A 23191-nucleotide genomic window follows, 5' to 3' on the forward strand; every position below is an offset into this window, starting at 1 on the left:
CGCCCTGAGCGGGGTGGCTCAGGGCGGGGCAGTTCAGGGCGGGGCGGGTCAGAGCTTGGCGGCGATGTCGCCGCGGTGGTGCGCGCCCTTCAGGGTGATCCGGGCGGTGGCGGCGTAGGCGCGCTCACGGGCCTGCGGGATGTCCCGCCCGGTGGCGGTGACCGAGAGCACCCGGCCGCCGGCGCTGAGGACGGTCCCGTCCGCGTCAGCCCTGGTGCCTGCGTGCAGGACGTAGGCGGTGCCGTCCTCGGCCTCCGCCTCGGCCAGGCCGGAGATAGGGTCGCCGCTGCGCGGGGACTCGGGGTACCCCTCGGCGGCGATGACCACGGTCACCGCCGCACCGTCGCGCCAGCGCAGGTCGGGGAAGTCGGCGAGGCGGCCGGTGGCGGCGGCGTGCAGCAGGCCGTTCAGCGGGGTCTTCAGCCGGGCCAGCACGACCTGGGTCTCCGGGTCGCCGAAGCGGGCGTTGAACTCGATCACCCGGACCCCGCGGGTGGTCATCGCCAGACCGGCGTAGAGCAGTCCGGAGAAGGGGGTGCCGCGCCGGCGCAGCTCGTCCACGGTGGGCTGGAGCACGGTCTCCATGACCTCGTCGACCAGCTTGGGGTCGGCCCAGGGCAGCGGCGAGTAGGCGCCCATGCCGCCGGTGTTGGGGCCCTCGTCGTCGTCGTAGGCGCGCTTGAAGTCCTGGGCCGGCTGCAGCGGGACGACGGTGACGCCGTCGGTGACGGCGAAGAGGGAGACCTCGGGGCCGTCCAGGTACTCCTCGATGATCACGCGCTCGCAGGAGGCGGCGTGGGCCAGCGCGGCCTGCAGGTCGGCGGTGACCACGACGCCCTTGCCGGCGGCCAGGCCGTCGTCCTTGACCACGTAGGGGGCGCCGAAGGCGTCCAGCGCCTCGGCGGCCTCGGCCGGGGTGGTGCAGAGGTAGGAGCGCGCGGTGGGGACGCCGGCGGCGGCCATCACGTCCTTGGCGAAGGCCTTGGAGCCCTCCAGCTGGGCGGCCTCGCCGCTCGGGCCGAAGACCGGGATGCCGCGGGCCCGTACCGCGTCGGACACGCCCGCGACCAGCGGGGCCTCCGGGCCGACGATGACGAACTCCGCGCCGAGCGCGACCGCGAGGTCGGCCACCGCCGCGCCGTCCATCGGGTCGACCGGGTGGGTCCGGGCGGTCTGGGCGATCCCGGCGTTGCCGGGGGCGCAGTGCAGCTCGGTGACATCGGTGTCGAGGGAGAGTGCGCGGCACAGGGCGTGTTCGCGGGCACCGCCGCCGATTACAAGGACCTTCACAGGGGTGAGCTTAGTGCCTGCCGCCGGGGCCTCCGCCGGGGCGCCCGCCGAGGGCCCGGCCGGGGCCGGGTCAGGTACGCTCCAGCGGGCCACCCACCCGTACGGGTGAGAATCGGGTCGGCCGGAGCAGGGGTGCCTGTCAGCGGTTTCGTTGACAAATTCACGTCCGAATCCGAGCGGAACGGCCCCATGCTCAGCCATTTGGCGGTAAGAAGTGGCTTGGAACCAGGAGGGCTGAGGGCAGTGCTTGTGTCAGTGGCACCTGGGACGATCGGGTCCAATGGGCCGGAAGGACAGGGAGTTCCCACGGTGAGCCAGCCTGAAATGCAGCCCGAAGAGAGTCCGTGGGGCACGGACCCTGGGATCGACGAGCAGGTCGGCGCCGCCCCGGCGCAGCCGCAGCCGGTGGTGACCAGCAGTGGACGCGACCTCAGCATCCGGCAGTTCCCGCTGGGCGACTGGGGCGAACCCGCCGAGCGCCTCGAGGAGCTCTACCGCTGGTCCGAGGAGCGCGCGGTCGAGGCGATCGACTGGTACGCCCGCGACCGCCGCTGGAAACGCTTCGGCGCGCGGACGCTGCGCTACCTGGCGGCGCTGCTCGGCGTGGCCGGCGCGGTGCTGCCGCTGATCGACCTCACCCATGTCTGGCACGGCGCGGCGGCCTGGGGCTACGTCCTGCTGCTGCTGGCCGGCGCCTGCCTGGGCGCCGACCGGGGCTTCGGCCTGACCAGCGGCTGGATGCGGGACGTCAGCACCGGGCAGGCGCTGCAGCGCCGGCTGGAGGCGTTCCAGTTCGACTGGGCCTCGGAGTGCGTGCGCGAGGTGCTCGGCCCGACCGAGGGCACCGCGAGCGAGGCGGCCGAGCGCTGCCTCGGCGTGCTGCGCCGGTTCTGCGAGGACGTCTCGGACATGGTCAGGACGGAGACCTCGGAGTGGATGCTGGAGTTCCGCGCGCAGATGTCGCAGCTGCCGACGCAGACCCCGGGCGTCTGGGGCGGCCGGGCCGAGGGCTCGGGCGCGCAGGTACGGGTGCTGCCGCCGCTGGGCGGCCGCCCGACCATGCCGCGGCAGCGTCCCCCGGAGGGGCCGCTGCGGTAGGGCATTGAAGCAGTGAGGGGGGCCGCCGGTGGCGGCCCCCCTCACTGCTTCGCAGGCTTCAGGCGAAGACGACCATGGAGCCCTGGCCGAGGGCGCGGATGGTGGCCGCGTGCAGGCCGGTCCAGGCGTGGCGTTCGCGGGAGAACGGGCCGTCGTTGGCGGCCGGGGGGTGGGCCGGGCCTTCCAGCGTGGTGGGGGCGACCGGGCGGACCGGGACCGGCGGCAACTGGTGGTCGATGCCGATCCAGGGGGCCACCGCCTCCAGCTCGCGGAGCAGCCCGTGCAGGGAGCCCAGCGGGCCGCCGCTGGCGAGCAGGGCGTCGTCCACGATCGGCCGTTCGAACTCGATCGGGACGTAGGCCCCGGCGTGGTCGAAGTGCCAGACCAGGTGCGAGTGCTCGGCGGTCTCCTCGAACATCTCCAGCAGCTGCTCGTAGTCGCCGCCGAGGCCGTCGACCGGGGTGACCGGGAGGTTGGTGAGCTGCAGCAGGTAGGCGCGGCGCAGGTAGTGCAGTGACTCGTAGTCGAACGCGGCGATCGGCTCGACGTCACCGCTGAGGCCCGGCATGTACCGGAACACCGGCACCGGGGGCAGGCCGTGGGCGGCGAGCGAGCCGTTGTAGATCGCCAGATCCTCGGCGAAGGGGTTCTCCGGACTGTGGACGAGTACGTCGACGAGCGGGACGAGCCAGATGTCACAGGCCACGGGCACTCCTGGGTGCGGCTGCACCGGTTAGGGGCTTAGAGCTTCCGGTGCTGGTGGGCTGGCGTCGCGGGGCGATGGCCGTCGCCTGAACGGGTTGTCCTCAGTCGACCGATGCTCCGCATCGACTCCTTCGTCCGCCCCGCCCAGGCTCGGCCCTCGCCCCGCTCCTTCACCCAGCCCACCAGCACCGGAAGCTCTTAGTCTTCACACGATAACGCCCGGCGCGGCAGCCGTCAGGAGGTCCCGCGCTGTGCGGGGACGGCCGGGAGGTCGTCGTAGCCGCGGAGGTGGTCGTCGGGGCTCTCGCCGCAGAGTTCGGCCATCTGCCGCAGCGACTCGCGGTTGTAGTCGATCATCATCCGGTGCACCGCCCCGCGGTCCCGGGCGATCAGCCGCTCGGTCAGCTCCGCGTGCCCGGACCAGCAGTAGGCGGCGAGATCGGGACGGCCGCGCAGATGCGGGGCGGAGAAGATCCAGTACTGGATCCGGAGCCAGTCCAGGTAGTCGGTGAGCTTGCGGTTGCCGACCAGTCCGGCCAGCTCGGCCCAGAACCGCCGGTCGCAGCCCACGAGCACGTCCAGCTGCCCCGAGCGGGCGGCCTGCACGGCGGCGTCGGCGCGGCGCTGGACCGAGGGGATCCGCTCCCAGTCGATCTCGCCGAAGCGACCGCTCAGCCGGCGGAACATCCCGTCCGCGACCAGGGTCCTGGCCTCGACGATGTCGATGAAGTCGGACCAGGTCAGCTTGGGGACGGTGAAGCCGCGGTTGTGCTCCATCCAGAGCAGGTCCTGGCCGGCCAGGTCGACCAGGGCCTCCCGGACCGGGGTCGCGGACACCCCGTACAGGTCGGCGATCTCCTTGACGGTGAAGTGGGTGCCGGCCGGCATCCGCCCGGCCATCATCTCGTCCCGGAGCGCGCCGGCCACCTGCTCGCGCAGGCTGCTGCGCTTGAGCGCGGCGCGGACGGTGAAGGGGGGCGTGAGCCCACTGGGCGGCGGTGGCACAGTGGTTTCCTCCCCTTCTTCTCGGCGCGTTTTCCCAAGAGTAAGGCCCTCAATCCACCCGGAAGAGTGAATTAAGGGCCTTGATCGCTATTTTTGCGAGGATTACTCAGGTTTTTGTCACACCGTGTGCGCGTCGGCCAGGGTCAGCACGTCGTCCAGGATCGCCAGACCCTCCCTGACCTCGGCCTCGCTGCTGTTGCACGGCGGCACGACATGGAACCGGTTCATGTTCACAAAGGGCCACAGCCCGCGCTTCTTGCAGGCGGCGGCCAGCTCGGCCATCGGCGCGGCCGCGGCGCCCGCCGCGTTGTACGGGGTCAGCGGCTCACGGGTGGCGCGGTCCTTGACCAGCTCCAGGGCCCAGAACACGCCGAGCCCGCGGACCTCGCCGATCACCGGGTGGCGGTCGGCCAGCTCGCGCAGACCGGGGCCGATCACGGTCTCGCCGAGGTGCTTGGCGTGCTCGACGATGCCCTCCTCGGCCATGGCGTTGATCGTCGCCACCGCGGAGGCGCAGGCCAGCGGGTGGCCGGAGTAGGTGAGGCCGCCGGGGAAGGGGCGCTCGGCGAAGGTCTCGGCGATCGCGCCGCTGATGGCGACGCCGCCCAGCGGGACATAGCCGGAGTTGACGCCCTTGGCGAAGGTCAGCAGGTCGGGGGTGACCCCCCAGTGGTCGGCGGCGAACCAGGCGCCGGTACGGCCGAATCCGGCCATCACCTCGTCCAGGATGAAGACGATGCCGTAGCGGTCGCAGATCTCGCGGACCCCGGCCAGGTAGCCGGCCGGCGGGATCAGGATGCCGGCGGTGCCGACCACGGTCTCCAGGATGATCGCGGCGATGGTCTGCGGACCCTCGAAGGCGACGGTCTCCTCCAGGTGCGCCAGCGCCCGCTCGCACTCCTGCGCCTCGTTCTCGGCGTGGAAGTTGGAGCGGTAGGCGTAGGGGCCCCAGAAGTGCACGATGCCGGACACGCCGGTCTCGTTGGCCCAGCGGCGCGGGTCGCCGGTCATGGCGATCGCGTTGGCGGTGGCGCCGTGGTACGACCGGTAGGTCGACATGACCTTCTGTCGACCGGTGTGCAGCCGGGCCATCCGGATGGCGTTCTCGTTGGCCTCGGCGCCGCCGTTGGTGAAGAAGATCTTGTCCAGGTCACCGGGGGTGCGTTCGGCGATCAGCCGGGCGGCCTCGCTGCGCACGTCCACGGCGAAGGCCGGGGCGAAGGTGCACAGCTTGGCCGCCTGCTCCTGGATCGCGGCGACGACCTTGGGGTGCTGGTGGCCGATGTTGGTGTTCACCAGCTGGGAGGAGAAGTCGAGGAAGCGGTTGCCCTCGTAGTCCCAGAAGTACGAGCCCTCCGCGCCGGCGACGGCGAGGGGGTCGATCAGGGCCTGCGCGGACCACGAGTGGAAGACGTGGGCGCGGTCGGCAGCCTTGACGGCCTGCCCCGCTGCGGAGTCGACAGAGATGCTCATGGCCGCAGCCTACGGAGCGGAATCGGCCGTTGGCAGCGACACCCTGTTCGGGGAAACCGAGGGAGGGCTACAGGATGTCAATGGGCCGGGGTGAGCGGTTCGAGCCGGACGCGGTGACGCACATCGGCCCCACCGCGGCTGAGCGCGGTGGGGCCGATGACGAACGAGGGCGGCTAGGACAGGAACGAGTTGATCTGGATCGTCTCGGTCCGGCCCGGGCCGACGCCGATCGCGGAGATCGGGGCGCCGGACATGTCCTCCAGGGCCTTGACGTACGCCTGGGCGTTCCGCGGCAGGTCCTCGAAACTTTGGGCCTTGGTGATGTCCTCGGACCAGCCGGGCAGGTTCTCGTAGATCGGCGTCGCGTGGTGGAAGTCGGTCTGCGAGTAGGGGAGGTCCTCCACCCGCCTGCCGTCGATCTCGTACGCCACGCAGACCGGGATCTGCTCCCAGCCGGTGAGCACGTCCAGCTTGGTGAGGAAGAAGTCGGTCAGGCCGTTGACGCGGGTCGCGTAGCGGGCGATCGGGGCGTCGAACCAGCCGCAGCGGCGGTCACGGCCGGTGGTCACCCCGCGCTCCGCGCCGATCCGGCGCAGGGCCTCGCCGTCCTCGTCCAGCAGTTCGGTCGGGAACGGGCCCGAGCCGACGCGGGTGGTGTATGCCTTGAGGATGCCGATGACCCGGTCGATCTTCGTCGGGCCGATGCCGGAGCCGGTGCAGGCGCCGCCGGCGGTCGGGTTGGACGAGGTGACGAAGGGGTACGTGCCGTGGTCCACGTCCAGGAGGGTGCCCTGGCCGCCTTCCATCAGCACGACCTTGCCCTCTTCCAGGGCCTTGTTCAGGACCAGCACGGTGTCCGCGACGTACGGACGCAGCTTCTCGGCGTAGCCGAGGTACTCCTCGACCACCAGCTCGACCGGGACCGCGCGCCGGTTGTAGAGCTTGACCAGGATCTGGTTCTTGTCGTGCAGCGCGGCTTCGACCTTCTGCAGCAGGATGCTCTCGTCGAACAGGTCCTGGACCCGGATGCCGACCCGGTTGATCTTGTCGGCATAGGTCGGGCCGATGCCGCGACCGGTGGTGCCGATCTTGCGCTTGCCCAGGAACCGCTCGGAGACCTTGTCCAGGGTCCGGTGGTAGGGCGTGATCAGATGCGCGTTTCCGGAGACCAGGAGCTTGGAGGTGTCCACGCCGCGGTCCTGCAGGCCCACCAGCTCGGAGAACAGGACGCCGGGGTCGATGACCACGCCGTTGCCGATCACCGGTGTGCATGTCGGGCTGAGAATGCCCGAGGGAAGCAGGTGCAGTGCGTATTTCTGATCGCCTACGACCACCGTGTGACCGGCATTGTTGCCGCCTTGGAAGCGGACTACGTAGTCGACCGAGCCACCGAGGAGGTCGGTGGCCTTCCCCTTGCCCTCGTCGCCCCACTGAGCGCCGACCAGCACGAGTGCGGGCACAGGCGTACACCCCTTTCGGGCGGGGCACAACAGACGGCGGAAGGCCGCCGTTCTGGCCCCGGATAGACCAAGCCCCTGGCGCAACAGCGCAAGGGGCTCTTACACCGAGAGATTACCCGAGGAAGGAGTGCGGTGTCGGCTGCGCGATCGGCGGGAGTGGCACTCCTGGTGGTGGTCTCCCCCGCTGCCCTGGCCCTGGACGGGGAATCCGTGCGGGTGGCCAGGGACGTCCTGGGGGCCGCCTTCGAGGTGAAGCTGGTGGTGCCGCGCAACCTCTCCGAGCTTGAGCGAACGCTTTCGCGGAGGGGTGGAAGGCGACTGGTTGTGATCGGTGACGACCATGCCTTGCATCAGGTGGTGCAGCTGTTGCACGAGCACTCGGAACTGGCCTCCGGACCAGTCGGGATCATCCCGATCGGAAAGGGCGAAAAGGTGGCCCTGGCCAGGTCACTGGGGGCGGCCGGGCGTCCGGTGGAGGCGGCCAGGGCGGTCGTCCGGGGCAGCGTGAGAAGCCTGGGACTGCTGGTGGACGAGAGCGGCGGAGTGGTTCTCGGCGGGCTGCGGATCCCCGGCAGGGGCGGACCAGGACAGGGCCTCGGAGCAGCGGCGGAGCAGGTCCGCGGCGCGGCGTCAGGAAATGGCCGGGCCGCCGCGACGGGAGGTCGGGAGGTGCCGCCGCAGGTCCGCGGCGAGGCCGCCGAGCGTTCGCTCAGGGCGAACAAAGCTGCGGCCGGGCGAGGCGTTCCGCTGTCCTCCGCCTGCCTGGAATGGGGCGCGCAGCTCGGCCGGGCCGCCCGGACCGTCGCGGCCCAGCTGCTGCCGGCCCGGAACGGGCCGGGACAGGCGCTGCGGGTGGAGGCCGACGGAAGACTGCTGGCCGACCTGGACCACCCGGTCCGGCTGGTCGCCGCGTGGAACGCGGAGGCCCGGGGCAGTGCGGCGAACGGGGGCGGCGGAGGTTCCGGCGGTTCGGCGAACGGGGATGCCTGCCTGATGGAGGTGCTGGTGAGCGCGGCCTCGCTGTCGGGCGCGCCGGTGCGGATGCAGGCCCGGCGGATCACCGTCACCGGCGGCCCGTCCACCAGCTTCACCTACGAGGCCGACGACGCCCCCGGCGGCCCGGTCCAGCAGCGCACCTGGACCGCCGAGCCGGCCGCCTGGCAGCTCACCGTCCCCCCGGCCGCGTAGGGCTTTCGCGCCAGTCAGCCCGCCAGGTGCAGCTGGTCGCCGGAGCGGGTGAGGCCGACCCGGGCCAGGGCCCTGGTGGCCGGGCCCTGGAGCACCGCGCCGGTGGCGGCGTCGAAGCAGGAGTTGTGGCAGGGGCAGACGAACTTCCCGTCCTTGGGCGGGTTGACCGTGCAGCCGGAGTGGGTGCAGACGCCGGAGAAGGCCGCGTACGTCCCGGCCTCCGGCTGGACCACGTACACCGGGTCGCCGCTGCCGGGCGCGGTGGTGCGCACCGCGCCGCCGACCGGGACCGAGGCGGCGGGGACGGTCGGGCCGGCCGAGGCCGCGACCGTGGGTGCGGTGCTCGGGGCGGCTTTGCCGCGGGTGCGGGTGCGGGCCACGGCCGTGCCGGTGAGCAGGCCCGTTCCGGCCACGGCCAGGGCGGCGATGGCGCTGTCCACCAGCACCTGGCGGCGGCGGGTCCCATCGATGGCGACGGCGTTGCGGCGCAGGATCAGCGCGTCCAGCGACAGGGCGGGCGTCCCGGTCAGCACCAGCGGCGTCCAGGCCAGCAGATAAGCGAGGTCATTGCCCAGGTAGTACGGGTGCACGCCCCAGCTGACGCTGAGGAACAGCGACAGGCTGATCAGCGCACCGCCGACCGCCGCGATCCGTCCCCACAGGCCGACCAGGACGCCGAGCCCGACCGCCAGCTCGCCGAAGGCCATCGCCAGACCGGTCGGCGTCGGTGTACGGACCGCGAGGTCCAGCAGCGCGCCGATCGGGCTGTGCCCGGCGGCGGCGTGCGCCTGGGAGGCGAAGGAGGCCGGATCGGCCAGGCCGCCCAGGTAGTGCGGGTCGGCGAGCTTGTCCAGCCCGGCGTAGACGAAGGTGACCCCGAGGAACAGCCGCAGCGGGAGCAGGGCGTGCCGGAGGGCGGGCGTGGCTGTGGGCGCGGCTTCCGGCGTGACGGTCGGCGGGGCTGTCGGCGTGCTGGCTTCGATGCTCAACGGGTACTCACTTCTCGTTCTCCTGGCGGACAGTGACGAGGCATCAGTCGGCGGAACCGCTGCCGCCGGTCGCGAGGGAGCAGACCTGCCGGGCGTCGCCGCTCAGTTGCGGGCAGAGCTTTGAACCGGCCGAACCGTCGTGGTAATTGACGTTCCAGTAGCTGACCATCCCGCTGATGCAGTCGGGACGCTGCCCGGGCGACGCCTTCTCGCACTGCGCCGCTGTCCAGGCCGGGCGGTCGATGTTGTACTTCATCAGCCGTGAGCCGGTGCCGCGGGTGCAGTCCGCGCGGCCGGTCCTGCTCGGAGCCTTGAGGCACCAGGCCAGGGCCTGGACGTAGGCGCCGGGGTGGGTGGTGTAGTCGTGCGTCTGCAGGAAGTAGGAGGGCGCGTAGAAGTAGCAGGCGCTCTGGTAGCCGGTCGGCTGCTCCGGGCAGGGGTAGAGCGGCTCGGCGGCCAGCTTCTTCGCCGGGAGCTTCGCCATCGCCTTGGCATCGCTCACGTCCGGCTCGAACAGCTGCATGAACACGCCTTCGGCGCACGCCTCCAGCTGGTAGACCTGCGGAAAGCGGTCGCACAGCTGCTCGGCACCGCGGACGTCCAGATCGGCGACGAACATCGCGCCGTGCCCGATGCCATGGATGCAGGACCCGGTCTGGGCCGGCGCGCAGAGGGTGGTGACGGCGGTGGTCGGGTTGGGGCTCTCCGAGAGCTTCTCCTCCACCACCCCGTGCAGGAAGCCGGAGCCGCAGACGTCGTTGCGGTAGGAGACCGCCTTGGCGAAGTTCCCCTTGTACTTGGCCAGGGCGGCATGGCCGATCTCATGGGCCACCGGGTGGCAGAAGCCGTCCACGTAGGGGGAGGTCCGGGTGATCCGGTCGAGGTCGGCGAGGGCGACGCCCGGATCCTTGGCCTCGGTCACGGCCACCAGGTAGTTGCGCAGGGTACTGAGGGTCCAGGTGGTCGGGGTACCGGACGGGGAGGGGGTCGGCGCGGGTCCGGCAGTGGCCTTGGCCGTGGCGGCCGGGGTCGGCGCGGTGGCGGTGGTCAGGGCGTCGGCGCTCAGCGGCGCGACCCCCGCTGTGGCCATGGCCGTCCAGGGGGTCGTCGCGAAGGCCCACACACCGGCGACATAGAGGAAGAAGGCGAGGAGCAGCGCCAGTGGTCGGTACATCCGTGGCCCCCTGCGGATGGGTCTTTCGCGTGCCTGCAATCGGTACACGCATGGTCCGGGTCGCGTGGTTCCAGGTGGCAGACTGCACAGCATGAGCATCCACAAGAACCTTCTCGGCGGCCCCGAGCCGACCCTGCTTCCGGAGGACGAGCAGCCTTATCGCATGCTAGCTGAGGAGTCCGCCTCGCCCGTTCAGGTCGCGGCCGAGTTTCCGACGTTTTCGCTGGCCTGGGCCATGCTCGCCGACGACGCCTTTGCCGCGGGCCACGTCGTGGAGTCCTACGCCTACGCCCGTACCGGCTACCACCGCGGCCTGGACTCGCTGCGCCGCAGCGGCTGGAAGGGCCACGGCCCGGTGCCGTGGGAGCACCGCGCCAACCGCGGCTTCCTGCGCTGCCTCGCCGCGCTGGCCCGGGCGGCCGGGGCGATCGAGGAGACCGAGGAGTCGGTGCGCTGCTGGGAGTTCCTCAAGGACAGCAGCCCCGAGGGCTACGCCGAACTGAAGCAGTAGAGCCACCGCATACGAAGGGGCCCGGTACGCGTCACGCGTACCGGGCCCCTCCTTCGTTGCTGCCTACTTCAGGCGGGTACCGGCCGAGCGCAGGCTCTGCGCGGCCTCGGTGACCCGGGCGGCCATCCCGGCCTCGGCCAGCTTGCCCCAGGTGCGCGGGTCGTAGGTGTTCTTGGTGCCGACCTCGCCGTCGACCTTCAGCACGCCGTCGTAGTTGCGGAAGACGTGGTCCACGATCGGACGGGTGAAGGCGTACTGGGTGTCGGTGTCGAGGTTCATCTTCACGACGCCGTTCTCCAGCGCGGTGGCGATCTCCTCGGCGGAGGAGCCCGAGCCGCCGTGGAAGACGAAGTCGAACGGGTCCTTCTTGCCGTACTTCTTGCCGATCGCGTCCTGCAGCTCGCGCAGCAGCTCCGGCTTCAGCACGACGTTGCCCGGCTTGTAGACGCCGTGGACGTTGCCGAAGGAGGCGGCCAGCAGGTAGCGCCCCTTCTCGCCGAGCCCGAGCGCCTCGGCGGTGCGGACCACGTCGTTGACCGTGGTGTAGAGGTTGTCGTTGATCTCGTGCGAGACGCCGTCCTCCTCACCGCCGGTCGGGGTGATCTCGACCTCAAGGATGATCTTCGCGGCGGCGGCCTTGGCCAGCAGCTCCTGCGCGATGGTCAGGTTGTCGTTGAGGTTCTCGGCCGAGCCGTCCCACATGTGCGACTGGAACAGCGGGTTCTCGCCGCGGGCGACGCGCTCGGCGGAGACCGCGAGCAGCGGGCGGACGTAGCCGTCCAGCTTGTCCTTGGGGCAGTGGTCGGTGTGCAGCGCGACGGTGATGTCGTACTTGGTGGCCACGATGTGGGCGAACTCGGCCAGCGCGACCGCACCGGTGACCATGTCCTTGTTGTGCTGGCCGCCCAGGAACTCCGCACCACCGGTGGAGATCTGGATGATGCCGTCGCTCTCGGCCTCGGCGAAGCCGCGCAGTGCGGCGTGCAGGGTCTGGGTCGAGGTGACGTTGATGGCCGGGTAGGCGAACTTGCCTGCCTTGGCCCGGTCCAGCATCTCGGCGTAGACCTCGGGAGTTGCGATAGCCACGGGTGATCCGCTCCTGTCGGTGATGCATCTTCGGATACTGCGACCCCGACCAGGAGTCGGGCACCTGAGCCATTCTCCCATCCCCAGCCTCAGGGTTCACCCCCACGGGGGACAGGCATCACCTTCTGCGTCGGTAGTGGGTCCGAATGGATTAAAAAGGATCATCAGGGTGAATCGCCCTCCCCCGAACGGGAAGCGTCCCCCTTTGTTATGCTTTGCCGTGGTGATGAGATGAAGTCGGTGGCGTGTGATGGCGGTTCGTAGCGGATGGTTCGGCGCGGTGGTGGCAGCGGCCGGGGCGGCGGCGATGGTGCTGGTCGGCGCGGGGACGGCCGCGGTCGCCGACGCGCAGCCGGCCGCCGGCGCCGATGCCGTCGCGGCGCAGGACGCCTGCGGGGCGTACTCCTCCGAGCTGGTGGCCGCCGCCGCGCCGGTCGAGCCGGGGCCGGCCGCCGAGCAGCTCAGGGCCGTCGGGGCGGTCGCGCAGCCGCTGTCGTACCGCCAGGCCGACCAGCTGCCGATCGGGCTGTGGTCCGCCGCCTCGGTCACCCTGCGCGTCCCGGCCGGCCGCGGCACCGTCCGGCTCGCGCTGACCAGCAAGGGCTTCAGCACCGACTCCATGGAGGTCCAGCGCTGGGTGCCGACCGCCCACCGCTGGGTCGACCTGACCAGCAGCGTCAGCGACGCCGCCTTCCCGACCCGGGCGACCTTCAGCTTCACCCTCACCACCTCCGCCGATGCCACTGCCTCCGGTGCTACCGCCGCCGCCGCGCATCCGGAGACCGTCGCGCTGCGGCTGCAGGACCTGGACCGGCCCGGCAGCCTCAGCGTCGCGGCCTCGTACACCGACAGCCACGGCCACACCTCCCGCGCTCCGGCCCTCCGCTCCCCGGTCACCCGCCCGGAGAGCCGGTTCACCGGCTGGCCCGCCCACGCCTCGCTGACCCGGGGCGGCCCGGCGCACACGTTCACGCTCACCGTGCGGAACACCACCGACCGGGTCTACCCGGACGTGACCGCGCTGTTCTACGCCTACGGCATGGGCGGCGGGCAGACCCTCACCCCGCGCGACCTGGTGCTGCAGCAGTACCGGGCGGGGCGCGGCTGGACCGCGCTCCCGCTGGTGGCCAGCGGCTGCGACCCCGGCATGAGCGCGGTGCCGCGGCCCGCCGCCGGGGTGCGGCTGGCCCCCGGCGCGACCGAGACGGTACGGCTCCGGCTGGCCGTCGCCAGGACCGCCCCGCGGGGTGACCAGCGCGGAGGCCGGGCTCTCGGTGCAGAGCGGGGAGGCCTCGCTGGCGTCCAGGAGCCTGCCCTTCGCAGTACGGGGATAGCCGGGCGCGTTACTCTGCCCAGGTGACCGCGACTCTTGCGTTGAACGTCTCGAACGTCCTCGACGCCAAAGCCCTGATCGCCCAGGTGGGTACGGTCGGTCTGCTGGCGATCATCTTCGCCGAGACCGGGCTGCTCATCGGGTTCTTCTTTCCCGGCGACTCGCTGCTGATCCTCGGCGGGGTGGCCGCGTCCAGCGCCGGGCTCAAGGTGCTCGGCACCCAGATGCCGATCGGGGTGCTGCTCGTCGGCGCGCCGATCTGCGCCATCGCGGGGGCGCAGCTGGGGCATCTGATCGGCGCCAAGGCCGGCCCCCGGCTGTTCAACCGGCCGAACTCACGGCTGTTCCGCAGAGAGCATGTGGAGAAGGCCGAGCAGTACTTTGTGAAGTTCGGCCCGGCGAAGGCCGTGCTGATGGCCCGCTTCATCCCGGTGGTACGGACGTTCCTCAACCCGGTGGCCGGGACGCTGGAGATGCCCGCGCGGTCGTTCTTCCTGTGGAACGTCATCGGCGGGGTGGTCTGGACCGAGAGCATGCTGCTGATCGGCTATCAGTTCGGCGCGTCGCTGGCACCGGTGATCGACACCTATCTGATCCCGGCGATGGCGCTGATCGTGCTGCTCTCGGTGGCGCCGATCGTGTTCGAGGTGCTGCGGGAGCGGCGGCGCAAGGCGGCCGGGCTGCCGGAGCCGACGACGGGCGGGTCGCTGCTGCTGCCGGAGGACGAGAGCGCCGTCGTGGCCGGCGGCGGCAGTGGCGGGCGTCACCGCAAGCGCTGACGCCCGACCCGTGCTTCTTACCGGGCGTTCAGAGGCCGAGGTCGGCCAGCTGGTAGACCGCGAGGTAGGGCAGGCCCTGGGCCTCGACGGTCGGAGCCGCGCCGCGCTCGACGATCACCGCGACCGCGACCACCTCGCCGCCGGCCTCCCGTACCGCCTCGACGGCGGTCAGCGGCGAGCCGCCGGTGGTGGAGGTGTCCTCGACCACCAGCACCCGGCGGCCCTTGACCTCGGTGCCCTCGATCCGGCGCTGCATCCCGTGCGCCTTCTGGGCCTTGCGGACCACAAAGGCGTCCAGGCGCTGTCCGCGCGCGGCGGAGGCATGCAGCATCGAGGTGGCCACCGGGTCCGCGCCGAGGGTGAGCCCGCCGACGGCGTCGAAGTCGAGCTCGGCGGTGAGGTCCAGCATCACCTGGCCGACGAGCGGCGCGGCCTGCCCGTCCAGGGTGATCCGGCGCAGGTCGATGTAGTAGTCGGACTCCAGCCCCGAGGACAGGGTCACCTTGCCGTGGACCACGGCCTTGGTCTTGATCTGGTCGAGAAGCGCGTCGCGGTGGTTGCTCATGAGGCCCCAGCTTAGAGCTCTCAGGGCTTGCGCCGGGACGCCCGTTTCGGCCCGTCAGCGCTCTCGGTGCCAGGTCCAGGTGGTGCGGGTCTCCAGCGGGTCGATCATCGTGACCAGGCGGGGGCGGTGTTGAGGCCGTTCGGCGGGCCGGTCTGCGGCTCGACGCAGATGCCGTCGGCCTGCTCGTCGAAGACCACCAGCCACTCGCAGTCGGCGGTGATCTCCAGGCTCAGCTCGCCCTCCCAGACCAGGGTGGCGGCGACGCCGTCGGGCATCCCGAAGCAGTCGTCGAGCGGGCCCGAGACCCGCTCGATGCGGCGGCCGGTGGGGAGGTGGTCGGGGCCGCGTTCCTCCTGCCAGGCCGGGGCGAAGTCCAGCCGGGCCTGGGCGCCGCCCTCGCTGAGCTGCTTGCGGAACCAGGGGTGCCAGCCGGCCTGGGCCGGGAAGGAGTCGGCGGCGGTCTCCACCGAGAGCGTGGTCCGCAGCGAGTCCGCGGTCAGCTCGAACAGCTGGGTGACCCGGCCGCGGTAGGGCCAGGGGTCGGCCAGGTCGTAGTAGAACGCGGCGGAGGCCGTCCCGTCCTCGTGGATGACCGGGGCGGCCTGGCGCCAGGAGGTGCGGATGCCGGTGCCGTGGATGGCGTGCGGCGGCATGTCGATGGGCAGCTCGTGCCGCACCTGGCCGTTGCTCCAGCGGCCCTGGTCGACCCGGCCGGCCCAAGGCACCATCGGGAAGGACCCGTACGCGAACACGCCCTGGCCCTGCGCGGAAGGATCCTCGGCGGTGCGGAGCAGCTCGGTGCCGCCGAGGCGGAGGCTGCCGAGGCGGCAGCCGTCGGCGGGGAGGACGGTGAGCTCGACGTCACCGACGCTGAGGCGGACCGGGGCGGGGGCCTGGGCAGGGGCCTGAGCAGCCGGGGTGGTGGGCAGCGGGGCTGGGCGGGACACGGGGCCTCCTGGCGCGGTGGGTCTTCATGTGGGGCGGGTGACCCTGCGGGGAGGGTGGCCCTGCTGGGACGGGTCGCCCTGCGGGGGCGGGTCCCCCTGCGGGGCGGGTCCCCCTGCGGAACGGGTCACTCGGCCGGGGGCGGGTCCCTCTGCGGGGGCGGGTCGCGGCGTCAGCCGCGTCTGCGGAGGCCGCGGACCAGGATGACGGCGCCGCCGAGCAGGGCCACTCCCCCGCCGACCACCCAGGGCAGCAGGCTGTGCTCGGCCTCCGCGGACGGCGGCTCGCCCATCCGGCGCTCGGGCGAGCCCCAGCGCGCGGCCGCCCGGGAACGGGCGCTCCGCGGCGGGAGGGCGGGCCCGTACCTCCCGCTGGGCGGCGCGTGGTCGACCTCCTCGGCGGAGCGGCCGACGATGCTGCGGCGGTTGGCGGGGGCGTCCGGCCAGGGTTCGTTGAGGGCCGCGGCGGCGTTGAAGGAGGAGGGCTCCTCGATCAGGAACAGACCGGATTCGTCGGTGTCCCCGAGATCGGTGAGGTCCGACAGATCCGAGAGGTCGGCGAGATCCCCCAGATCGGTCAGGTCCGCGAGGTCGGCCAGATCCGCGGGGTCGACCGGGTCGACGGCGTCCTCAGGGTCGATGGGGTCCCCGAGGTCGACGGGGCCTTCGGCGATGTCGGGGTCGACGGCCAGCGCGGCGCAGAAACGGTCCAGCAGGCGCTGGGAGGCGAGCAGCAGCGCCTGCGGCTGAAGCTCCTCTATCCGGCCCTTGCCGCCCAGCTCGCTGCGGAAGACGATCCGGGTGCCGTGGCTGCCTTCGGCCGAACCGGTGACCCGCAGCGTGCCGGACACCTCGCCGTCGCCGACGGACTGCACCGCCCTGATCCCGAACACCAGCTCCTCTGGAGAGGCTGTCGCCGAGTCCGTCTCGAGCAGCCGCAGCTCACCGCGGTAGGTGATGGAGCTGCTGCCGACCCGCAGTTTCAGCCGTCCGGCCAGCAGTGGCAGGCCGTGCCCCTGCTGGTCGCCCGGCTCCTGCTCGGTCGCCGGCGTCGGCACGAAGCCCGGCAGGCAGCGTGCCAGCACGTCGGGGCGGCGCAGCGACCGGCGGACGGCCTGCGGCGGCAGCGGGACCAGAACCTCATGCTCCATGTCTCGGAAGCGTACAGACCGCTCGGTGGGTTCTGTGGAATATCGGACCGGCGCAGGCAGGATCCGGGGTCAGCGGGGGTGCAGCAGGGTGGACGGGGCCTCGTCCCGGACCGGGCGGTGGGTGTCGGCGAGGGTGGCGGCGAGCCGCAGCGCGGCGGCACTCAGGCTGCCCGGCGCGGGCGCGGTGTCGGTGGACGGGCCCAGCACCGGCTTCTCGGCGGAGGCCAGGATGAAGCCCCAGTCGGCAGGACCGCCGCAGACCCGGTCGGCCGGGACGGAGTACTCGACGGTCTGCAGCCCGGTGGAGCGCACGGTGTCGTCCGCATCCCAGTAGGTGCCGGCCGCGACCGAGCCGGCGTGCACGGCCAGCCGTCCGCCGGGGGCGAGCATCCGGCGGACCATGCCGTAGAACTCCTGGGTGTAGAGCTTGCGGCCGGCGTCCAGGTCCGGGTCGGGGAGGTCGGCGACGATCACGTCGTACTGCCGTTCCTGCCGGGGCGCGGTCCGCAGCCAGGCGAAGGCGTCGGCGGTCACCACGGTGACCCGGCGGTCGGTCAGCGCGCGCTGGTTGAGCCGGGTCAGCACCGGGTCGGTACGGGCCAGCCGCAGCACCTCGGGGTCGATCTCGACGATGGTGACGTTCTGGACATCGGGATGATGCAGCGCCTCGGCCGCGGCCAGGCCGTCCCCGCCGCCGAGGACCAGGACCCGGGCGTGCGGACCCGCCAGGGCGGGCTGCACCAGGGCGGCGTGGTAGCGGGACTCGTCGGCGCCGCAGACGGCGAGCCGGCCGCCGAGGTACATCCGCAGCGTCGGCACCGGCACCGGGTAGCCGTCGGCTGCGGTCCTGGGCGGCGGCACCCGGACCGCGCCCTGGTGCACCGTCCCGGCGCCGGGCCCGGTTGCCTGCTTGGCGCTCTGCTTGCTGCTCTGCCTGGCGCCCTGGCTGGCGCCCTGCTTGGCGCTCCCGGCCGCGAGGGCGTGCGGTAAGGGCGGGGGCGGGTCCCCGGCCGGCCCGGTGAGGACGATCTCCTGGAAGCGGCTCTGCGCGACAAAGCGGATCGGCGCCCCGTACAGCGCGTGCCGGGCCGCGCGTTCGAACGCCCCGGTGAGCGCGGCCGCGACCGCGAGCACCACCAGGACCGTGCCGCAGACCCCCCAGAGCAGCGCCCGCACCCGGCGGGTGGGCTCCCTGGGGAAGAGCCAGAGCACCACGATCGCCCCGGCCACGGCGTTGACCGCGCCGGTCACCAGCGCGCCGGTGGCCTGCCCGAGCAGCGGCAGCAGCAGGAACGGAAAGGCGAGACCGCCGACCAGCGCCCCCACGTAGTCGGCCGCGAAGAGGTCGGCGACGGCGCGGCCGGCCTCCTGCCGGCGGATCCGCTGGATCAGGGTCATCAGCAGCGGGATCTCCGCACCGATCAGCATCCCGATCAGCAGGGCGACCGCGACCAGCGCCACCCGGTAGTGGCCGAGCCAGACGAAGCAGCCGTACAGGCCGAGCACGGAGAGGCCGCCGACCAGCGCCAGACCGCTCTCCACCAGCGCGAACGAGGTCGCCGGGCGCCGGGTGAAGCGTTTGGCGAGCAGCGAGCCCACCCCCATGGCGAAGACCATGACCGAGAGCACCACGGAGGCCTGGGTCACCGAATCGCCGAGCAGATAGCTGCCGAGGGCCACCAGTTCCAACTCGTAGACCAGCCCGCAGGCGGCGCAGACGAACGCCGCAAGCAGCACCAGCAGCCGGGCGGCCCGGGTGCCGACCGGCGGCGGCTGCGAGGATCCCGCGGAATGGTTGATCACGAACAAACGCTAGGCGACTGCGGGGTGTGCCCACTTCCCCCGGAAGAGTGATAGTCATGTGCACGGCATTGACGGTTCGATCAGGTGGACGTATTCACCAGAAATCCCGCCTCGGCCGGATCCTCCGCAGAGTCGCTCAGTCCCGCACCTTCAGCGAGGACCTGGTGCACACCAGCCGCCCTTCCTGCGGATAGGCATGCCAGGTACGCCAGTGGATCTCCCGCTCGTCGCCGCCCGCGAGCAATGCCGTGAAGGCGGTGGGATCGCCGGGGAACACTCCGGCGAGACCGTACGGATGGTTCTCGACGAGCACCAGCAACTCCTGGGCGCGACCGGCGAAGCTCTGCTCCGGGAGGTTTTCCACGCGCGCGGCGAATTCGTACTCCCAGCCCTGGAGCCGCTCCGCGACCCGGGCCGGCAGCGGCGTGCGACGGCCGGGGAGGCAGGCCACCGTCTCGGAGCAGCGCGCGGCGCCGGCCCCCAGGACCACCTGGTGGGAGGCACCGAGCAGGCGGAGTTGGAGGTCGATGGGACCGATGCGCAGATCCAGCACGGCCAGCGCGGGCAGCTCTGCGCTGCCCAGGCACCAGGCCAGGTCACCGGCACGGGTATCGGTGTAGGAGGTCTCAAGGGTGGTGAGCATTCTTGGCTCCGCGTACTCGGGTCACTCAAGGGCACCGGGATCGGAACAGCCGCCCTGGGCATAGTCGCCCTTCAACGGCAGGTCATTCAGGGGGACTACGAAGCAGGGAAGCACGAATACACCGCGTTGGTAGAACATTTACCCAACTTCGGCGGCCTGACGTCATTCCCCGTTGGATTCCTTCTGCTTGTGACGGCGGCTGTGTCGGAGTCTGCGCGTTGACGTGGGGAAACCGGGCCCATGGGCCTTGCACAGGCATGCGGTCACATGCTTTTGGCAATCAAACCCGGCACATTCCACCATCGTTCGTCACTCCAACGAGGGTCACTCGGACGACACAAACGCCCGTCAACAGCCAGTGCCCGAATCACTCCCAGGGGTGACTGGACCGCGAGGCGCGGCGAGCTTGTCCTCAGGCACGGCCCGGCACCAGGATGATCCGGACCGCATCACCGCACCACCGCACAGGTCGCTGAGGAGCTGGAATGAGCGCGAGGCCGCTGTTGAACCGCAGGCTGGTCGGGCTGGGCACGACCATTTTCGCGGAGATGTCGGCGCTGGCCACGGCCACCGGGGCGATCAACCTGGGGCAGGGCTTCCCCGACACCGACGGCCCCGCCGAGATCGCCGAGGCCGCCGTACGGGCGATCCGCGAGGGCCGCGGCAACCAGTACCCGCCGGGCCCCGGCATCCCCGAGCTGCGCACCGCGATCGCCGAGCACCAGCAGCGGTTCTACGGCCTCGGCTACGACCCGGACCGCGAGGTACTGGTCACCGCCGGCGCCACCGAGGCCATCGCCGCGGCGATGCTCGCCCTGCTCGAACCCGGTGACGAGGTCATCGCGTTCGAGCCCTTCTACGACTCCTACGCCGCCTGCATCGCCATGGCCGGCACCAGCCGCGTCCCGCTCACCCTGCGCGCCCCCGACTTCCGCCCCGACCTGGACCTGCTCCGTTCCCTGGTCACCCTGCGGACCCGGCTGCTGCTGCTCAACTCCCCGCACAACCCGACCGGCATGGTGCTCACCCCGGACGAACTGGCGGCCATCGCCGCACTCGCCGTCGAACGGGACCTGCTGGTCGTCACCGACGAGGTCTACGAACACCTGGTCTTCGAAGGCGCCCACCACCCCATCGCCGCCCTGCCCGGCATGCGCGAGCGGACCGTGTCCATCTCCTCGGCCGGCAAGACCTTCTCCTTCACGGGATGGAAGGTCGGCTGGGTGACGGCTTCGGCCGATCTCGTCGCCGCCGTCCGTACCGCGAAGCAGTACCTGACGTACGTCAGCGCCGGCCCGTTCCAGTACGCCATCGCCGAGGCCCTGCGGCTGCCGGACACGTACTACGACGGCTTCCGCACCGACCTGCTGCGCAAGCGCGACCTGCTGGACGCCGGGCTGCGGGCCGCCGGCTTCGAGGTCTACGAGCCGCAGGGCACCTACTTCATCACCACCGACATCACCCCCTTCGGCGAGAAGGACGCCTATGCCTTCTGCCGAGCCCTGCCCGAGCGCTGCGGCGTCGTCGCCGTCCCCAACTCCGTCTTCTACGACGACCCCGACGCCGGCCGCACCCAAGTCCGCTTCACCTTCTGCAAGAAGGACGACGTCCTTGCTGACGCCGCCTCCCGCCTACGACGAAAAGGAGGGAGCTGACCCGTCCCCTGGCGTCGTCGCCCTGATCTTACGGATGAGGCTGCTGTCGCTGGCCGAGCTTCCTCTGGGCCCAGTGCTTCACATACTCATTGCCGTTCTCGGCGATGTCAGCGAGGGCTGCTGTCGCAGCGGGGGTGGTGATGGCGGCAATCGCCCACACAGCCTTCACCCCAATCTGGCTGAACTCGTCCCAATCGTGCTCGGTGGATGCGATACGCACGAGGAGATCGAGGTTGCTCGGATCCCCGAGGTCGACGAGGACCTCAAGCGCGTCCTCGTTGGGCACCGCAGGCGCTTGCAAGGCCAGCGCAGCAGCGATGGGCGGCACATAACTCACGTCGGGATGGGCAGCTGCCACCAGCAGAAAAAGCTCGAACTTTCCCCAGTCCCCAGCTTCCTGAGCCTGACGAAGTCCAATCGCCGTAGTTTCCGTGACGCCATGAAGCGTCTGGACGCGATCGCGACGCTGCTCGAACGGAACAGAGGGGTCACGCAGCAGCGCTTCAAGTTCATCCGGAGTGATGTCTCTCACCAGTCTTTCGTGCCAAAGCCAAGGATCTTGCCATTGAATATTCCCACGGACTTCTTGCGGAGGCCGAAGTTGAGATAACCCTTCTCAGCCTTCACGTGCACCTTGTCGGCCTGGCCCCTGCCGAGGACGGGAAGGTCACCCAGACCCATGTCCCTGACCGCCTGCGACGCTGGGTCATCCCGTGCCCCCGCCGCCAGCAGCGCGTCCCTTGTCCCGGATTCCATCTCGAACTTGACCAGGACCTCGTAGTCCTCCGGATGGCGAGCGGCCAACTGTCGGATATAGGCCTCGTCCCAACGTCGCTTGGCTAGGCCGCGGCGGTGAAGTGTTCGAGTGTTCGTGATTGTTCGTCAAGGTTGTTGTGGGTGCAGAGGGTGACGACGGTTGCCGGGTTGCCGGGTCGGTGTGCCTGGGGGAAGAGCTGCAGCTTGACGGTGTGTGTGACGCGGGTGGTGGCGGGCTCGTCGGGTTTCAGGGTGCGGTATCCGGTGCCGCTGCGCTTGGCGGCACGGGGTGCGGCGCGTCCGGGTCGGGGTGTGACGGCCTGGCGGATGAGGTCGGCGCGGACGTCACGGGCCTTGGCGGCCAGCTGGCGAGGGGGGAAAAGCCGTCCCGACGGTGCGTCGGACGGCGGCGAGGGTGTTCTTGAAGCTGATCTCCGCGGCGGGAACGTGGGCCTGCTCGGCGGAGTCGAGGGCCAGCTCGTGGACTGCCTGGTAGACGCAGAGCATCGCCCACAGTTCCTGCTCGACCATGGCGGGGCTGTTCGAGCGCAGGGTGGCGGTGCGCCCGCCGCGCTGTTCGATCTTGATGTGCTTGAAGATCGTCTCGCTGGTCCAGCGGGACGTGTAGAGCTCGGCCAGCTCCTGTGCGGGCGCGGTGACGGGGTCGAGCAGGGTTGTGATCAGGCAAAACAGCTCCGAGGTCTCCTCCGTGGTCCCGTCGGGGCCCCAGGTGGTCGTGGTCACGGTGTACTCGATGACCCGCACCGGCATCCGCTCGCCCTTGCGTCGCCCGCGCAGTTCGCTCAGGTAGGTGCCGTCGGGCAGCACCTGGACCAGCGGCAGGGCGAACGACTGCGAGACGCGCCACAGGAGTTGGGCCCCGGTGGCCGCGGTGTCGGTGCACAGGCCGTAGGCGGGGAAGCCCCGGTCTGCCAGCAGCAGCATCTCTGGCCCCAGCAGGGGCAGCAGCCGCAGCGCCAGGGTCCGCTCGCCGACCGCGAAGGAGTCGAAGACGGCCCCGATCATCGCCTTGGTGCCGCACTCCACCAGGGCCAGCAGTCGTACCTGCGGATACGGCCCCGGGCCGGCGGCGTTCGAGGAGCGCGTGTACGCGGCGGTGTTCTTCTCGCTGTCGGGGACGTCGACCAGGGTTCCGTCCATGGAGGCCAGGCGCAGTCCGCGCCAGAACGCCCCCGGTGTGGCGGGCGTCCCCCTGGCGCCGGCGACCCGGTCGAACAGCAGCCGCAGCGGACCGGGCCCCACCCGCGCCCGCGCCTCGGTCAGGGCTCCCGTGGTCGCCGGCCGCCAGGTCTCGCCCGCACGGCGCGGCCAGTTCTCCACCAGCTCGCGCAGCACCAGCCCGTAGCCGTAGCCGGTGAACAGCCACATCGTCAGAACGAAGTTGACCATCAGCGACGAGGGCAGGGACTTGGTCCGCTCCTCCCGCGCCCCGGCCTCATCGACGACGAAGTCGACCAACTCGGGCGTAAAGGTGCGCGACAGCAGCCCCATCCGCAGCCGCTCCGGGTAGCTCTCACCAGCTATGTGATCACGTGGCACAAGATCCAGACCTTAGCCGATCA

Annotated in this window: 21 protein-coding genes and 2 pseudogenes; 6 read left to right on the forward strand and 17 right to left on the reverse strand. The window is 71.3% G+C overall.

The features are described from left to right. Window positions 1-48: 48 nt before the first annotated feature. Window positions 49-1290 carry a phosphoribosylamine--glycine ligase gene (gene purD / locus ACXKR8_RS23125; RefSeq protein ID WP_458274780.1) on the reverse strand — a complete coding sequence of 414 codons (1242 nt, stop codon included), beginning with the start codon at window positions 1288-1290 and terminating at the stop codon, window positions 49-51. A gap of 309 nt (window positions 1291-1599) precedes the next feature. Between purD and ACXKR8_RS23130 the strand changes: the two genes are divergently transcribed. Then, window positions 1600-2388 (forward strand): SLATT domain-containing protein, encoded by a 789-nt coding sequence (locus ACXKR8_RS23130; RefSeq protein ID WP_458274781.1) that lies wholly within the window; start codon window positions 1600-1602, stop codon window positions 2386-2388. Between the two features lie 58 nt (window positions 2389-2446). Here the strand turns inward: ACXKR8_RS23130 and ACXKR8_RS23135 are convergent, their stop codons facing one another. The 4 genes from ACXKR8_RS23135 to ACXKR8_RS23150 all read right to left on the reverse strand — a co-directional run bounded on the left by ACXKR8_RS23135 (window position 2447) and on the right by ACXKR8_RS23150 (window position 7031). After that, window positions 2447-3094, reverse strand: coding sequence for a hypothetical protein (locus tag ACXKR8_RS23135; RefSeq protein WP_458274782.1), 648 nt, complete (start codon window positions 3092-3094; stop codon window positions 2447-2449). A gap of 233 nt (window positions 3095-3327) precedes the next feature. Next, on the reverse strand, window positions 3328-4098 hold the full coding sequence (locus ACXKR8_RS23140) for a GntR family transcriptional regulator (RefSeq protein ID WP_458274783.1): 771 nt from the start codon (window positions 4096-4098) through the stop codon (window positions 3328-3330). A gap of 117 nt (window positions 4099-4215) precedes the next feature. Next, entirely contained in the window at window positions 4216-5571 is a 1356-nt protein-coding gene (locus tag ACXKR8_RS23145) for an aspartate aminotransferase family protein (protein ID WP_458274784.1), read from the reverse strand. A 173-nt stretch (window positions 5572-5744) separates the two neighbouring features. Then, window positions 5745-7031 carry an adenylosuccinate synthase gene (locus tag ACXKR8_RS23150; protein WP_458274785.1) on the reverse strand — a complete coding sequence of 429 codons (1287 nt, stop codon included), beginning with the start codon at window positions 7029-7031 and terminating at the stop codon, window positions 5745-5747. A 132-nt stretch (window positions 7032-7163) separates the two neighbouring features. On the opposite strand from ACXKR8_RS23150, the gene ACXKR8_RS23155 reads away from it, so the two are divergent. Further along, window positions 7164-8219, forward strand: coding sequence for a diacylglycerol kinase family protein (locus ACXKR8_RS23155; RefSeq protein ID WP_458274786.1), 1056 nt, complete (start codon window positions 7164-7166; stop codon window positions 8217-8219). 14 nt (window positions 8220-8233) lie between these two features. Here the strand turns inward: ACXKR8_RS23155 and ACXKR8_RS23160 are convergent, their stop codons facing one another. From ACXKR8_RS23160 to ACXKR8_RS23170, 3 genes and pseudogenes are all read right to left on the reverse strand, one after another. Further along, complete coding sequence (locus ACXKR8_RS23160) at window positions 8234-8665, reverse strand: QcrA and Rieske domain-containing protein (RefSeq protein WP_458275067.1); 432 nt, start codon at window positions 8663-8665, stop codon at window positions 8234-8236. A gap of 36 nt (window positions 8666-8701) precedes the next feature. Next, window positions 8702-9121 (reverse strand): annotated as a pseudogene (locus ACXKR8_RS23165) (DoxX family membrane protein); the annotation flags it as partial. Window positions 9122-9251: 130 nt separating this feature from the next. Then, entirely contained in the window at window positions 9252-10382 is a 1131-nt protein-coding gene (locus tag ACXKR8_RS23170) for a hypothetical protein (RefSeq protein WP_458274787.1), read from the reverse strand. Between the two features lie 91 nt (window positions 10383-10473). Between ACXKR8_RS23170 and ACXKR8_RS23175 the strand changes: the two genes are divergently transcribed. Beyond that, entirely contained in the window at window positions 10474-10893 is a 420-nt protein-coding gene (locus tag ACXKR8_RS23175) for a DUF3151 domain-containing protein (protein ID WP_458274788.1), read from the forward strand. Window positions 10894-10956: 63 nt separating this feature from the next. On the opposite strand, the gene fbaA is transcribed toward ACXKR8_RS23175, so the two are convergent. Continuing rightward, the gene (gene fbaA / locus ACXKR8_RS23180; RefSeq protein WP_458274789.1) at window positions 10957-11979 is read right to left on the reverse strand and encodes a class II fructose-bisphosphate aldolase; all 1023 of its coding nucleotides are present in this window, start codon (window positions 11977-11979) and stop codon (window positions 10957-10959) included. Window positions 11980-12229: 250 nt separating this feature from the next. Here fbaA and ACXKR8_RS23185 point away from each other — a divergent pair, with 250 nt between their 5' ends. Further along, on the forward strand, window positions 12230-13339 hold the full coding sequence (locus ACXKR8_RS23185; protein WP_462100652.1) for a hypothetical protein: 1110 nt from the start codon (window positions 12230-12232) through the stop codon (window positions 13337-13339). Continuing rightward, window positions 13336-14091, forward strand: coding sequence for a DedA family protein (locus tag ACXKR8_RS23190; RefSeq protein WP_458274791.1), 756 nt, complete (start codon window positions 13336-13338; stop codon window positions 14089-14091). The genes ACXKR8_RS23185 and ACXKR8_RS23190 overlap by 4 nt, the downstream gene beginning before the upstream one ends. Window positions 14092-14119: 28 nt before the next feature. On the opposite strand, the gene pyrE is transcribed toward ACXKR8_RS23190, so the two are convergent. The 5 genes and pseudogenes from pyrE to ACXKR8_RS23215 form a co-directional block, all read right to left on the reverse strand. Next, on the reverse strand, window positions 14120-14656 hold the full coding sequence (pyrE, locus tag ACXKR8_RS23195) for an orotate phosphoribosyltransferase (RefSeq protein ID WP_458274792.1): 537 nt from the start codon (window positions 14654-14656) through the stop codon (window positions 14120-14122). Window positions 14657-14710: 54 nt separating this feature from the next. Continuing rightward, window positions 14711-15585 (reverse strand): annotated as a pseudogene (locus ACXKR8_RS23200) (aldose epimerase family protein). Window positions 15586-15773: 188 nt separating this feature from the next. Next, entirely contained in the window at window positions 15774-16751 is a 978-nt protein-coding gene (locus ACXKR8_RS23205) for a CoxG family protein (protein WP_458274793.1), read from the reverse strand. A 69-nt stretch (window positions 16752-16820) separates the two neighbouring features. Further along, on the reverse strand, window positions 16821-18554 hold the full coding sequence (locus ACXKR8_RS23210; protein WP_458274794.1) for a fused MFS/spermidine synthase: 1734 nt from the start codon (window positions 18552-18554) through the stop codon (window positions 16821-16823). Window positions 18555-18690: 136 nt separating this feature from the next. Continuing rightward, on the reverse strand, window positions 18691-19197 hold the full coding sequence (locus ACXKR8_RS23215) for a DUF2617 family protein (protein WP_458274795.1): 507 nt from the start codon (window positions 19195-19197) through the stop codon (window positions 18691-18693). A gap of 485 nt (window positions 19198-19682) precedes the next feature. Here ACXKR8_RS23215 and ACXKR8_RS23220 point away from each other — a divergent pair, with 485 nt between their 5' ends. After that, on the forward strand, window positions 19683-20852 hold the full coding sequence (locus ACXKR8_RS23220) for a pyridoxal phosphate-dependent aminotransferase (RefSeq protein WP_458274796.1): 1170 nt from the start codon (window positions 19683-19685) through the stop codon (window positions 20850-20852). A gap of 28 nt (window positions 20853-20880) precedes the next feature. Here ACXKR8_RS23220 and ACXKR8_RS23225 read toward each other — a convergent pair whose 3' ends face one another. The 3 genes from ACXKR8_RS23225 to ACXKR8_RS23235 all read right to left on the reverse strand — a co-directional run bounded on the left by ACXKR8_RS23225 (window position 20881) and on the right by ACXKR8_RS23235 (window position 23168). Beyond that, the gene (locus tag ACXKR8_RS23225) at window positions 20881-21384 is read right to left on the reverse strand and encodes a hypothetical protein (protein ID WP_458274797.1); all 504 of its coding nucleotides are present in this window, start codon (window positions 21382-21384) and stop codon (window positions 20881-20883) included. After that, complete coding sequence (locus ACXKR8_RS23230; protein ID WP_458274798.1) at window positions 21381-21656, reverse strand: hypothetical protein; 276 nt, start codon at window positions 21654-21656, stop codon at window positions 21381-21383. The genes ACXKR8_RS23225 and ACXKR8_RS23230 overlap by 4 nt, the downstream gene beginning before the upstream one ends. Window positions 21657-21953: 297 nt before the next feature. Next, window positions 21954-23168 carry an IS4 family transposase gene (locus tag ACXKR8_RS23235; RefSeq protein ID WP_458267222.1) on the reverse strand — a complete coding sequence of 405 codons (1215 nt, stop codon included), beginning with the start codon at window positions 23166-23168 and terminating at the stop codon, window positions 21954-21956. Window positions 23169-23191: the final 23 nt, after the last annotated feature.

The organism is Streptacidiphilus sp. PAMC 29251, from assembly GCF_054208735.2.

Bases quoted from the DNA above. Each gene is read 5' to 3' on its own strand.
- ACXKR8_RS23145 (WP_458274784.1), bottom strand. From the start codon at position 5,571: ATGAGCATCTCTGTCGACTCCGCAGCGGGGCAGGCCGTCAAGGCTGCC.
- ACXKR8_RS23170 (WP_458274787.1), bottom strand. From the start codon at position 10,382: ATGTACCGACCACTGGCGCTGCTCCTCGCCTTCTTCCTCTATGTCGCC.
- ACXKR8_RS23175 (WP_458274788.1), top strand. From the start codon at position 10,474: ATGAGCATCCACAAGAACCTTCTCGGCGGCCCCGAGCCGACCCTGCTT.
- ACXKR8_RS23185 (WP_462100652.1), top strand. From the start codon at position 12,230: ATGGCGGTTCGTAGCGGATGGTTCGGCGCGGTGGTGGCAGCGGCCGGG.
- pyrE (WP_458274792.1), bottom strand. From the start codon at position 14,656: ATGAGCAACCACCGCGACGCGCTTCTCGACCAGATCAAGACCAAGGCC.
- ACXKR8_RS23205 (WP_458274793.1), bottom strand. From the start codon at position 16,751: ATGGAGCATGAGGTTCTGGTCCCGCTGCCGCCGCAGGCCGTCCGCCGG.
- ACXKR8_RS23215 (WP_458274795.1), bottom strand. From the start codon at position 19,197: ATGCTCACCACCCTTGAGACCTCCTACACCGATACCCGTGCCGGTGAC.
- ACXKR8_RS23220 (WP_458274796.1), top strand. From the start codon at position 19,683: ATGAGCGCGAGGCCGCTGTTGAACCGCAGGCTGGTCGGGCTGGGCACG.